The organism is Streptomyces sp. NPDC005141 (assembly GCF_053599975.1).
In genome coordinates this window covers 49,372-61,209 of record NZ_JBSFYW010000013.1, presented here as the reverse complement: position 1 = coordinate 61,209, position 11,838 = coordinate 49,372, and the positions used below count along the sequence as shown (strand labels likewise).

Sequence of the window (11,838 nt, the reverse complement as noted above, 5' to 3'; positions counted from 1 at the left end):
GACGGCCAGGCGCACGAGCTCACCGCCCCTGAGCTGGGAAGCGGCAGGTCATCAAGATTTCCGGCAAAACCCAGGGCAAGAAGAAGTAGCCAGACACGATCAAGCCCCCTGCCTGCGGGTTCTTTGTTGGTAGGGGGCTTGATGCTGTGTCAGGGGTGGTTACTCGTGCGTGGTCCGCACCGAGTCCAGGTCCGGTTGCGGTGCCGTCGCTCCGGGCCTTGTCGGAGCTGTTGCGCCGGGGGCGTTCCCGGTGCGCGGGGCGGAGAGTGACTGCTTCTCTGCCGGGGTGACACCGTTGTAGTACGGGTGGTACGTCACGAGTGAGCTGCCCGCGCTGATGGCGGAGCCCGCGGCGGTCAGTTCGGACGACGAGATGGATCCCGTCCCGCCGAAGGCGATGACGGACTGGAGGCTCGCGGCCTGCTGGCGCAGGTAGGTCGCGTCCGTCTCCGTCAGGGTCGTGTCGTCGGCCCACAGGACCGGGCCGTACCAGAGCATGCCGGCGCTCGCGGAGACGCCGCCCCGCCAGCTGTCCGACCAGGCCAGTCCCACTTGGAACGGCGAGGACCACCAGAACCGGGCGAGCGCGACCGAGGTGCCGTCGTGGCCGCTGCCGGTGATGGGGTAGTACGTCCAGGTGTCGGGCCAGTTGGAGAAGTAGGTGTGCGTGAGCGCGTACTTCGCCGAGGCGCCGACCGGGATGATCATGGTCTCGTCGGGGTCGAGCGTGTTGAGGTACGCCTTCACGGACGACGTCAACGCATTGCCGTCGTTGAGGACGACCGTGCCCTTGCCTTTGTAGCCGAGCGCGCCCGCCGACGCGGAGGCCGCGAGCGCCGAGTGGTAGTCCGTGCCGGTGGCGACGAAGACGTACTCCGGGGCGCTGGTCACGGCCTTGGCGACCGCCACCGACGTGGAGTAGCGGGAGGTGCCCGCCAGTCGCTTCGGGGTGAAGCCGAGCGAGCTGACCTTGCTGGCGACGGAGCTGGAGAGGATGCCGGTGCCGCCGACCAGGTAGACCGTGGCGCCTGGCTTCAGCGTGCGCTTCAGCTCCGTCTGTACGGCGGACGACAGCGAGGTCTTCGACGTCATCAGGACGGGGGCCTGCTTCTGGCCGGCGAGCGCCTGCGCGGTCAGCGCGTAGGACGGGCTGTCCTCGCTGATGAGGACGGCCGCCTTGGCGTCGACCAGGCCGGGTTCGCTCTGGCCTGGCGTGTTCCAGGTCCAGCGGGACGCGGCCAGGTTGGTGCCCGGCGAGTCGGAGCCCCAGACGCGAGCGGTGCTCTGGCCGCGCAGCGGCTGCCAGGCGACGTCGACGGTGGACGAGGTGTGGGCTGGTGCCGGCATCGTGGAGAGCGAGTTGTCGGTGAGGTCCAGGATGCGGGTCGACGAGACGTCGTCGTCACCGGTGTTGAACGCGATCTTCGTACCGGTCGGTGCCCACTCCGGAGTGGTGGCGTATGCCTGGTCGGTGAGCCGCTGCTCTCCCGTGCCGTCCACGTTCATCACGAACAGCTCGCTGACACGGTCCACTTCGCGGACGAAGGCGACGCGCGTGCCGTCGGGCGAGATCGCGGGATGCGAGCCGCTGTCCGTCAGCTTGGTGAAACCGCCGGTGTTCGCGTCGTAGAGCCAGATCGCCGAACCGGTCGCGGTCCCGCAGCTTTCGCCGGTGCGGACGAAGGCGATGAGTGCGTTGACGGACGCGCTCGGCTGGCGGTCGCAGCCGTCCTCCGTGGTGGAGAACAGCGGCTGCGCGTAGCGAGAGCCGTCGGACGGGGCGTACCGGAGCCGGCCGGCGCCCGAGTAGACGATGGTGCCGCCGCCGCCCAGGAACGTCGGATCGGCGACTCCCCCCACGGAGTCGCTCCGCTCGAGGATCTTCACCAGGGTGGAGCCGGTGTACCGGCGGGTCTCGACCCGGCCGTCGCGGACGTACGCGATCCGGCTGCCGTCGGGCGACCACGCAGGCTGCGAGGCGTCCTCGGCGATGGTGGTGTAGGTGCTGCTGCCCGGCTTCACGAGCTGCAGGCTCTGCTCGGCTCCGTTGCGGAACGCCAGCAATCCGTCCGTCGCCTGCCACTTCACCGGACCGGCGGCCGCCGCGCCCGGCGCGACGGCCATACCCGCCGCCAGGGCGACGGTGGTGCCGAGTGCCGCGAGCACGCGGCGTCTGTGAATCTTCATGTGCCCCCACAAAAGTGATCAAAGGGCTGTCGTTCGCCTCCCCGACGCGGAACGGGAACCTCACGTTCCTTCACGACAGTTGCGTCACCGTAACTGCGGAAGTGGTCGGAGGGGAACAGGGGCCTCACAGGTGATCGCGGCCGGGACGGCGGCTCCGTGGTCGATGAATGTTCCGTCCCGACCGTTCCGGGCAGGCCTGGCCGTCCGTTCCCGAGGCGAGGTCCGGCAGGGCCGTGCGGAGCCACTCGGCGAGTACGGAGAAGTCGTCCTCCTTGAGGCCTTCGGCCGGGTCGACGCGGTGAAGCAGTGCGGGGCCATGGTGCTGCGCGGCGACCCAGAGCCGATCCACGGCGCCGATCTCGTCGTCGATCCAGACGAACGGCCGCCGGTCCGCCCACTCCACGAGGGTCCGGGTCTTCCAGTGCAGGCCGCGCGGGCCGTCGTCGGGAGAGTCCTCGGGCCACTCCACCACAGGCAGCCGGGGCAGCCCGATCCGCGGGCCGACGGACTCGTTCGCCTCGTCCATCCATGTCGAGGCCCACACCAGGTCGCACCCCAGCGCCAACAGGCGCGGACCCACGGACCGGTCGAGCCGTCCGAGCAGCGGGTTCCCCTGATCAGGGAACGCTTCGGAGCCCGGGTCAGGAATCCGTTCCCGACCGGGCGGCGGACCGAACGGGATGAGGGGGCCGTCGACATCGAGGAAGAGGAGCGGACGCTTCACCTGTGTTCCCTCGCTCCCGCGGCGCTCCACACCAGTAAGAAGTACTCCGTGATCGCGCTCCCCGCCCCTCTCCGGTCCGGAGAGTACGAGCCCTCTGCCGCCGTGTCGCCTCGATTCCGCCGCCGGGACGATCCGTGGAGGTGTCGGCAGCTGTCGAAGTTCGCCGGCACCCGCACCGCCAGCGGAGCGACCGCGTACGGCGACAGCGGCACGCTGCGCCAGACCCTCCGGGCGCTGACCCCGGGGGCCCGCCTGGGACGCCGACCCGCCGGATTCACTCCAGGTCCCGCCCCCGTTGCGGCGCGGCCGAGCCGTCGAGCGCGAAAGGCCCGTCGTGACGCGCGAAGGTCCCCGTCGTGATGCGCAGAAGGGCCCCGTCGTGATGACAGGGCCCTTCTGTACATACGTATGCGATCAGCCGCACTGGCAGGGATTGCCCGACTGGCAGCCGCAGCCGCAGCCGGAGCCGCAGCCGCAGGCGCCGAACAAAGGGAGACTCTTGATCTCGGCGGGCTGTCGGGTGGCGCGGTCCTGCGTCGGGTCGGGCGTGCTGGGGGATTCGGCCATGGGTCCCTCCTTCAGACACGGAAGCGTGCGGGGCACGCTGCGCCGCACAGTTCCTGTCGCTCATCTCATGCCCACCCGGGCGGGCGCATCAACGGCGCACTGAGGCGTCCCGCGCGCCCAGGAGGCGAATCCCACGCGGGGGCGGGCCGGGAACCGAGCCCGCCGCCGCCCCCACCGGAACAAGGAGAGGAGAGGAGGGGAGCGGCGGGGCCCGCCGCTCCCCGGAGAGCTATGCCCCCTCCGCCCCCGTGACCGGCTGGATGTCCTGCTGGAGATCGTCGGCGTGCTCGCCGGTGACCAGGTAGACCACGCGCTTGGCGACCGAGACTGCGTGGTCGGCGAAGCGCTCGTAGTAGCGGCCGAGCAGGGTGACGTCGACGGCGGTCTCGATGCCGTGCTGCCACTTGTCGTCCAGCAGGTGCTGGAAGAGCGTGCGGTGCAGCAGGTCCATCTCGTCGTCGTCCTGCTCCAGCTGCATCGCCAGGTCGACGTCCTTGGTGATGATGACCTCGGCGGCCTTGGCCATCAGGCGCTGGGCGAGCTGGCCCATCTCCAGGATCGTGGCGTGCAGGTCGTGCGGGACCGCGCGGTCGGGGAAGCGCAGCCGGGCCAGCTTGGCCACGTGCTGGGCCAGGTCGCCGGAGCGCTCCAGGTCCGCCGACATGCGGAGCGAGGTGACGACGATACGGAGATCCGTCGCCACCGGCTGCTGGCGGGCCAGCAGGGCTATCGCGCGGGCCTCCAGCTCGTGCTGAAGGTCGTCGACCTTCTGGTCGGCCGCGATCACGCTCTCGGCCAGCTTCAGGTCGGAGTCGAGTATGGCCGTCGTGGCGCGCCCGATCGCCGACCCGACGAGCCGGGCCATCTCGACGAGGCCGTCGCCGATCGAGTCAAGTTCCTCGTGATACGCGTCACGCATGTGGGTGTCCCTCTCCTACGTCAGCTTCGGGGTCCGGGGTCCGGGACCTGGCTGTTCCGGCCGCCGTACGGCCGCCGGACGGGACCCGTGAACCCCACGCTCCCACGTTCGGGCCCGTACGCGTCCGTTTCCGGCACCACAAATGAACCACTACTGGCTCCTGGGTGAACTCTGGGCGACGAGTGTTCGAGGTCGCACTCGGATGGCTGTGGCCAGGAGCGACGGCATGCCTAACCTGGGTGCATGGACGTGAACGCGGCGGTCGCCGCAGCGGCAGCGATCGCCGGAGTACTTACCGGTGTCATCGCCATGCTGGCGTTCCGCTGGAGCGAGCGCGACCAGAAACGCCCGACCCGCACTTCTCTGCACACGGACGCGGTGCTTCCACCGGGTGTCGACACCGTGCTGTCCGTGCTCAGGTCCTCGGCGGTCGTACTCGACGAAGCGGACGCCGTGGTCAAGGCGAGTTCGGCGGCGTATGCCCTCGGACTGGTGCGCGGCGGCAAACTGGCCGTCGAACCGATGCTCCACATGGCGCGTGACACCCGTCGTGACGGGGAGATACGCCAGGTGGAGCTGGACCTGCCGAGAAGAGGGACGGGGAGGGGCGAGGCCCTCGCCGTCTCCGCGCGTGTGGCGCCCCTCGGATCGCGGCTCGTCCTCCTTCTCGTGGAGGACCTGACGGAGGCGCGTCGCATCGAAGCCGTACGGCGCGACTTCGTCGCGAACGTGAGTCATGAGCTCAAGACTCCCGTCGGAGCGCTCTCCCTGCTCTCCGAGGCCGTCATGGACGCCTCGGACGACCCGGAAGCCGTCGAGCGTTTCGCCGGGCGCATGCAGATAGAGGCCACCCGGCTCACCAACCTCGTCCAGGAGCTCATCGACCTGTCAAGGGTGCAGAACGACGATCCCCTCGAGGACGCCGAGCCGGTCCGTGTCGACGAGCTGGTCGCCGAGGCGATCGACCGCTGCCGCCACCAGGCCGGCACCAAGCAGATCACCATGGCCGCCGGCGGTACCGCCGACCTGAGCCTGTGGGGGAACCGGGGTCAGCTGGCCGCCGCCCTCGGCAACCTCGTCGAGAACGCCGTCAACTACTCGCCCGCCCGAACCCGCGTCGGGATAGCCGCCCGCCGGGTGACGGCGCCCGGTGGGGAACACATCGAGATCGCCGTGACCGACCAGGGCATCGGCATCTCCGAGAAGGACAAGGAGCGCGTCTTCGAGCGCTTCTACCGCGTCGACCCGGCCCGCTCCCGCGCCACCGGCGGTACGGGCCTCGGGCTGGCCATCGTCAAGCACGTGGCCGCCTCGCACGGCGGGGAGGTCACGGTGTGGAGCTCCGAGGGTCAGGGCTCCACGTTCACCCTGCGGCTGCCGGAGGCGAGTGCGGCCCGCGCACGCGTGACCGATCACCACATGCCCGGACTCGACGAAGAGGACGAGTCCGAGCAGCCCGACGGGACGACCACCGTCACATCCCCGTACGAACCGCTTCCTGCCCCGGAGGTCCTTCCGTGACCCGTGTGCTCGTCGTCGAGGACGAGGAGTCCTTCTCCGACGCCCTGTCGTACATGCTCCGCAAGGAGGGCTTCGAGGTCGCCATCGCGACCACCGGGCCCGACGGACTCGACGAGTTCGAGCGCAACGGCGCCGACCTCGTCCTCCTCGACCTGATGCTGCCGGGGCTGCCCGGTACGGAGGTCTGCCGCCAGCTGCGCGGCCGCTCCAACGTCCCGGTGATCATGGTCACCGCCAAGGACAGCGAGATCGACAAGGTTGTCGGGCTCGAAATAGGAGCCGACGACTACGTCACCAAGCCCTTCTCCTCGCGGGAGCTGGTCGCCCGCATCCGGGCCGTCCTGCGCCGCCGCGGGGAGCCGGAGGAGGTCGCCCCGGCGGCTCTCGAGGCCGGTCCCGTCCGGATGGACGTCGACCGCCACGTGGTCACCGTCTCCGGCTCCAAGGTCGACCTCCCGCTGAAGGAGTTCGACCTCCTGGAGATGCTGCTGCGCAACGCGGGCCGCGTGCTGACCCGGATGCAGCTCATCGACCGGGTCTGGGGCGCCGACTACGTCGGTGACACCAAGACCCTCGACGTCCACGTCAAGCGTCTGCGCGCGAAGATCGAGCCGGACCCGGGCGCGCCCCGGTACCTCGTGACGGTGCGCGGTCTCGGCTACAAGTTCGAGCCGTAGACCGGCCCCACCTCCGCGTGCGGGCCTGAGAGCGCACCACAGCACGCGACGCGGAGCACGACGAAGGGCGGGACCCCTTGCAAGGGGTCCCGCCCTTCGTGCGTACGGACTGGTGTGGCCGGTGCGCCGACTGCCGGGCGGGCGTACGGGCCTTGTGCGCGCCCGCCGCCTCACGTCACTGGCCGGCGGACTCCGACGCCGTGGCGGTGCCGGTCGCGCTCGACGACGCGGTGGTGCCCGGCTCGCCCGACGCGGACGCGGACGGGGAACCCGAGGCCGACTCGGACGGCGGGGTGGACGCGGCCTCGGACGGCGCCGCCGGGATGTCGCTCGGACCCCACTTGGAGAAGTAGCTCTCGGCCGGGACGACGAAGGCGCTCAGGCTCACGTCGCCGGTCTTGCTGAAGCCGAAGGTGATCTTCTGGACGCTGCCGTTCAGGACGGTCTCGGAGGGGCTGGCCAGCGCCGCGGAGGCGTTGTCCTTGCCGCCGATGACGATCGAGCCGCCGGCCGGGACGGTCAGCTTGCCCTTGCCGCCGGCGGGCGTGATCTGGGCGGTGCCCTCGCCCTCGACCTTGATCGAGTCCACGGTCTGCGCGGTGGTGCCGTTGTTGAACAGCGTCGCGGAGATCACCGCCGGGCCGGTGGCCTTCACGTCGGGCTGGGTGATGACGAGGGCGTTCTGGACCTTGATGTCGCCCACGGAGGTGGCCGCGTTGTCCGGCTTGACTTCCAGCGTCTGGGCGTTGTTGCCGGCACCGCACGCGGCGAGCGAGGCGATCGAGAACGCGATGACGGCGGCGGCGAGAGCGCCGCGTCGAAGGCTGCTGCTCACGGCGGCGGCTACTCCTTGAACGTGGGCGAAGCAGGACGACTTCTGTGTAAAGCCGCCCTAAGGGTCTGTCAGCGGCCTTAGGTTACCGATCCGTTCCCGCGCGACCGCACCCGACCCTCCCCAACCGCCGACTTTGCTCGTACGAGGAGTGACGAGGGGGCGCTCAGGGCGCCCCGGGAGCTCGGGTGGCTCGGGGAACTCCGGGTGGGGGCGGGGCGGAGCTGGGCGTGCGACCGCGGACTCCGTTGCGCCGGGTGTGCGCCCCGTCCTTCGCACCCTGCTCCCGCGGCCCTTCCGCTACTTTGATCGCGCGCTCGTCCGCCATTCACATAACTTCCGCGGTCTTAGCTTGCGCATTTCGTGGAATGAATGCCCGGCTCTCCGGAAAATGGATCACGAGGTCATCGGAGGTGGATCAGCGCGTGATCATCGAACGTCTTGATCAATTCCGGATTCGTCTCGTACTCGGCTCCGTCCGTCGAACGGAGTAGCGGAAGTCGCGCTCTTGGAGCCGGACAAAACGGGATGTTCGGACCTAGGTCACGGCCTCCGGGTGTGTGTAACGTGCGCGTTTCACTCCGCATGGACAGCCGCTCCGACCTGCGAATACCCTCTTCCGCTCGCCCCTCGCAGCACGTTCCTGTTGCGGTTGTCAAGCCCCGAGATATGCCCTGACCTGCGAAAACGCCATTCAGAAGACGCCGTTTCCGTGTTACTCTGGATAGCCACGGAAGGGGTACCTGTCACATGACGTTCAAGGTTGGCGACACCGTGGTCTATCCCCATCACGGGGCCGCGCTGATCGAGGCCATCGAAACTCGCCAGATCAAAGGCGTGGACAAGACCTACTTGGTGCTGAAGGTCGCCCAGGGTGACCTGACGGTACGTGTGCCAGCGGACAATGCGGAGTTCGTCGGCGTACGTGATGTGGTCGGTCAGGACGGGCTGGACCGGGTCTTCGAGGTGCTGCGTGCGCCGTACGCCGAGGAGCCCACGAACTGGTCGCGTCGCTACAAGGCAAATCTGGAGAAGCTCGCCTCCGGCGATGTCATCAAGGTCGCGGAAGTCGTGCGTGACCTGTGGCGTCGTGAGCGCGAGCGCGGACTCTCCGCAGGTGAGAAGCGCATGCTCGCCAAGGCGCGCCAGATCCTGGTGAGCGAGCTCGCCCTCGCGGAGAACACCAACGAGGACAAGGCCGAGGCCCTGCTCGACGAGGTTCTCGCGTCCTGACGCCGGCTCAGTCGCCGAGACGCCCGCCGTCTTGACGTACGCACAAGCCCGCGCAGTCGCGCAATGAAATGCCGCGGTGCCCGATGACGCAATTGCTGTCGCCGGGCGCTGCGGCATGTTCGTACCCGCGCCGTTCGGTAAACCGGACGTTCACCCGGCATCGGCTTTTCCGCGGTATACCGGCGTATCCGATACTTGGCGTGCCGACCCGGGCAGTCGGCTCGACCGGATGTCACGGAAGGGTCCGGTCAAGGCGTCGCGCCCGGCACTCCCCCAGCTCGCCGAGCAGGGGGTACCCCCAGGCCATACCCATACCGGTCGAGCACACAAACCTGACAGGAACCGATGTCTGACGTTTCGCTCCCTTCGCCGTCCGGGGCCCGCACCGCCGCCGTGATTCCGGCCGCTGGACGAGGTGTGCGCCTCGGTCCGGGCGCCCCCAAAGCACTCCGCGCGCTGAACGGCACGCCCATGCTCATCCACGCGATCCGCGCCATGGCCGCGTCCCGCGCCGTCTCCCTGGTCGTCGTCGTGGCTCCGCCGGACGGCGCGGCCGAGGTGAAGACGCTGCTCGACGCGCACGCGCTGCCCGACCGCACCGACTTCCTCGTGGTCCCGGGCGGTGAAAGCCGCCAGGAGTCCGTGAAGTACGGGCTCGACGCGCTGCCGCCCGGTATCGACATCGTCCTCGTGCACGACGCGGCCCGGCCGCTCGTCCCCGTCGACACCGTGGACGCCGTCATCGAGGCCGTACGGGACGGCGCCCCCGCCGTCGTACCGGCGCTGCCGCTCGCCGACACCGTCAAGGAGGTCGAGCCCGCGGCCGTCGCCGGGGAGCCCGAGCCGGTCGTGGCCACGCCCGAACGCGGGCGGCTGCGTGCCGTGCAGACGCCCCAGGGCTTCGACCGCGAGACGCTTCTGCGGGCCCACGAGACCGTCACCGACAACGTGACCGACGACGCGAGCATGGTCGAGCAGCTGGGTGTGCCGGTCGTGGTCGTGCCCGGGCACGAAGAGGCGTTCAAGGTGACGCGGCCGCTGGATCTGGTGCTGGCGGAGGCGGTTCTCGCGCGGCGGAGGCTGAACGATGGGTTCTGAGACTCCGACGCAGGCGTCGGCGCAGCCGGCCGGTCAGGGTCCGTCCCGGGGCCCGGTGATCCCGCTCGTGGGGATCGGCACCGACATCCACGCCTTCGAGGAAGGGCGGGAGCTGTGGTGTGCCGGTCTGAAGTGGGAGGGGGAGGGACCCGGACTCGCCGGGCACTCCGACGCGGACGTCGTCGCGCACGCCGCCTGCAACGCGCTGTTCTCGGCGGCGGGCCTCGGTGACCTCGGGGCCCACTTCGGCACCGGACGCCCGGAGTGGTCCGGGGCGTCGGGGGTCGTTCTGCTGACGGAGGCGGCGCGGATCGTCCGCGAGGCCGGCTTCACCGTCGGCAATGTCGCGGTCCAGGTCGTCGGGCCCCGCCCGAAGATCGGCAAGCGGCGCGACGAGGCTCAGAAGATCCTTTCGGACGCGGTGGGGGCGCCGGTGTCGGTGTCGGGCGCCACGACGGACGGGCTCGGTTTCCCGGGCCGGGACGAGGGGTTGATGGCGGTCGCCACGGCCCTGGTCGTCCGGGCGGGCTGACGCCCGGGAGGGGTCCGTTCGCCCGAAAGGCTCGACCTCGAGTGCCGTACGGGGCGGGTGGTCCCCCGTATGTCACGAATACGTGGCCCTTGCGGGGGAAGGGTCGCGGGGCACTACCCAGGGGCCACTACCCTGGAGTGGTGACTATTCGCCTGTACGACACCAGCGCCCGGCAGATCCGTGACTTCACCCCGCTCGTGCCGGGTTGCGTCTCGATCTACCTCTGTGGCGCGACCGTGCAGGCGGCACCGCACATCGGGCACATCCGCTCGGGCCTCAACTTCGACATCATGCGCCGCTGGTTCGAGTACCGCGGCTATGACGTGACGTTCATCAGGAACGTCACGGACATCGACGACAAGATCATCACCAAGTCGGCAGACCAGGGCCGCCCCTGGTGGTCCATCGGCTACGACAACGAGCGCGCCTTCAACGACGGTTACGACGCGCTCGGCTGCCTGCCGCCCACGTACGAACCGCGGGCCACCGGCCACATCCCCGAGATGATCGAGATGATGCGCGGGCTCATCGAGCGCGGTCACGCGTACGCGGCCGACGGGAACGTCTACTTCGACGTGCGGTCGTACGACGGGTATCTCCAGCTCTCCAACCAGGAGCTCGACAACCTGCTCCAGCCGTCGGGCGAGGGCGAGACCGGCAAGCGGGACCCGCGTGACTTCGCCATGTGGAAGGCCGTGAAGCCGGGCGAGCCGAGCTGGGAGACGCCCTGGGGCCGGGGCCGTCCCGGCTGGCACCTGGAGTGCTCGGCCATGGCCCACAAGTACCTGGGCAGCGCCTTCGACATCCACGGCGGCGGGATCGACCTGATCTTCCCGCACCACGAGAACGAGATCGCGCAGGCCAAGGGTTTCGGCGACGAGTTCGCGAAGTACTGGGTGCACAACGCCTGGGTCACCATGAGCGGCGAGAAGATGTCGAAGTCCCTCGGGAACTCGGTGCTCGTCTCGGAGATGGTCAAGGCGTGGCGCCCCATCGTGCTCCGCTACTACCTCGGCACCCCGCACTACCGTTCGATGATCGAGTACAGCGAAGAGGCCCTGCGCGAGGCCGAGTCGGCGTTCGCGCGCATCGAGGGCTTCGTGCAGCGGGTCGTCGAGAAGGCCGGGGGCGTCGTCGAGCCCTCCGCCGAGGTGCCGCCCGCCTTCGCCGAGGCGATGGACGACGACCTGGGCGTCCCGCAGGCGCTGGCCATCGTGCACACGACGGTCCGCCAGGGGAACTCCGCGCTGGCCGCCGACGACAAGGAAGCCGCCGTGGCGCGCCTCGCCGAGGTGCGGGCCATGCTCGGCGTCCTCGGACTCGACCCGCTCGACCCGCAGTGGGCCGGCGAGGGCGACCGCGGCGATGATCTGCACGGCGTCGTCGACACCCTCGTCCGGATGGTCCTCGACCAGCGCGAGGCCGCCCGCACCCGTAAGGACTGGGCCACCGCGGACGCCATCCGCGACCAGCTCAACCAGTCGGGCCTGGCGATCGAGGACGGCCCGCAGGGGCCGCGCTGGACGCTCGGACCGCGCTGAGCGGCCG

General features: G+C 69.8%; 11 protein-coding genes. 6 read left to right on the top strand and 5 right to left on the bottom strand.

What is annotated here, in order from left to right; genetic code table 11:
* Window positions 1-159: 159 nt before the first annotated feature.
* The 4 genes from ACWD68_RS13115 to phoU form a co-directional block, all read right to left on the bottom strand.
* A complete protein-coding gene (locus ACWD68_RS13115; protein ID WP_451806503.1) occupies window positions 160-2,187 on the bottom strand; it encodes a cell wall-binding repeat-containing protein in 2,028 nt (675 codons plus the stop codon).
* Window positions 2,188-2,311: 124 nt separating this feature from the next.
* Window positions 2,312-2,911 (bottom strand): HAD domain-containing protein, encoded by a 600-nt coding sequence (locus tag ACWD68_RS13110; protein WP_451806502.1) that lies wholly within the window; start codon window positions 2,909-2,911, stop codon window positions 2,312-2,314.
* 414 nt (window positions 2,912-3,325) lie between these two features.
* A complete protein-coding gene (locus ACWD68_RS13105) occupies window positions 3,326-3,478 on the bottom strand; it encodes a hypothetical protein (RefSeq protein WP_451806501.1) in 153 nt (50 codons plus the stop codon).
* A 229-nt stretch (window positions 3,479-3,707) separates the two neighbouring features.
* Window positions 3,708-4,397, bottom strand: coding sequence for a phosphate signaling complex protein PhoU (gene phoU, locus ACWD68_RS13100; RefSeq protein ID WP_451806500.1), 690 nt, complete (start codon window positions 4,395-4,397; stop codon window positions 3,708-3,710).
* Window positions 4,398-4,640: 243 nt separating this feature from the next.
* Here phoU and ACWD68_RS13095 point away from each other — a divergent pair, with 243 nt between their 5' ends.
* Together ACWD68_RS13095 and ACWD68_RS13090 are read left to right on the top strand one after the other, a co-directional pair.
* Window positions 4,641-5,918 (top strand): sensor histidine kinase, encoded by a 1,278-nt coding sequence (locus ACWD68_RS13095; RefSeq protein WP_451806499.1) that lies wholly within the window; start codon window positions 4,641-4,643, stop codon window positions 5,916-5,918.
* Window positions 5,915-6,595, top strand: a complete 681-nt coding sequence (locus ACWD68_RS13090; RefSeq protein ID WP_043441515.1) for a response regulator transcription factor — start codon at window positions 5,915-5,917, stop codon at window positions 6,593-6,595. The genes ACWD68_RS13095 and ACWD68_RS13090 overlap by 4 nt, the downstream gene beginning before the upstream one ends.
* A 175-nt stretch (window positions 6,596-6,770) precedes the next feature.
* On the opposite strand, the gene ACWD68_RS13085 is transcribed toward ACWD68_RS13090, so the two are convergent.
* The gene (locus ACWD68_RS13085; protein ID WP_451806498.1) at window positions 6,771-7,430 is read right to left on the bottom strand and encodes a DUF461 domain-containing protein; all 660 of its coding nucleotides are present in this window, start codon (window positions 7,428-7,430) and stop codon (window positions 6,771-6,773) included.
* Window positions 7,431-8,177: 747 nt separating this feature from the next.
* Here ACWD68_RS13085 and ACWD68_RS13080 point away from each other — a divergent pair.
* The 4 genes from ACWD68_RS13080 to cysS all read left to right on the top strand — a co-directional run bounded on the left by ACWD68_RS13080 (window position 8,178) and on the right by cysS (window position 11,831).
* A complete protein-coding gene (locus ACWD68_RS13080; protein WP_003953493.1) occupies window positions 8,178-8,660 on the top strand; it encodes a CarD family transcriptional regulator in 483 nt (160 codons plus the stop codon).
* A 345-nt stretch (window positions 8,661-9,005) separates the two neighbouring features.
* Window positions 9,006-9,758: a 2-C-methyl-D-erythritol 4-phosphate cytidylyltransferase gene (gene ispD / locus ACWD68_RS13075; protein WP_451806497.1), complete on the top strand. Its 753-nt coding sequence runs from the start codon at window positions 9,006-9,008 to the stop codon at window positions 9,756-9,758.
* Entirely contained in the window at window positions 9,748-10,290 is a 543-nt protein-coding gene (gene ispF, locus ACWD68_RS13070; RefSeq protein ID WP_451806496.1) for a 2-C-methyl-D-erythritol 2,4-cyclodiphosphate synthase, read from the top strand. Before ispD ends, ispF begins: the two co-directional genes overlap by 11 nt.
* 140 nt (window positions 10,291-10,430) lie before the next feature.
* Window positions 10,431-11,831 (top strand): cysteine--tRNA ligase, encoded by a 1,401-nt coding sequence (cysS, locus tag ACWD68_RS13065; RefSeq protein ID WP_451806495.1) that lies wholly within the window; start codon window positions 10,431-10,433, stop codon window positions 11,829-11,831.
* Window positions 11,832-11,838: the final 7 nt, after the last annotated feature.

What these genes read in the sequence shown, in the direction of transcription:
- ACWD68_RS13080 (WP_003953493.1), top strand. Translation starts at nt 8,178, where the DNA reads ATGACGTTCAAGGTTGGCGACACCGTGGTCTATCCCCATCACGGGGCC.
- ispF (WP_451806496.1), top strand. Translation starts at nt 9,748, where the DNA reads ATGGGTTCTGAGACTCCGACGCAGGCGTCGGCGCAGCCGGCCGGTCAG.
- ACWD68_RS13105 (WP_451806501.1), bottom strand. Translation starts at nt 3,478, where the DNA reads ATGGCCGAATCCCCCAGCACGCCCGACCCGACGCAGGACCGCGCCACC.
- ACWD68_RS13115 (WP_451806503.1), bottom strand. Translation starts at nt 2,187, where the DNA reads ATGAAGATTCACAGACGCCGCGTGCTCGCGGCACTCGGCACCACCGTC.
- ACWD68_RS13095 (WP_451806499.1), top strand. Translation starts at nt 4,641, where the DNA reads ATGGACGTGAACGCGGCGGTCGCCGCAGCGGCAGCGATCGCCGGAGTA.
- phoU (WP_451806500.1), bottom strand. Translation starts at nt 4,397, where the DNA reads ATGCGTGACGCGTATCACGAGGAACTTGACTCGATCGGCGACGGCCTC.
- ispD (WP_451806497.1), top strand. Translation starts at nt 9,006, where the DNA reads ATGTCTGACGTTTCGCTCCCTTCGCCGTCCGGGGCCCGCACCGCCGCC.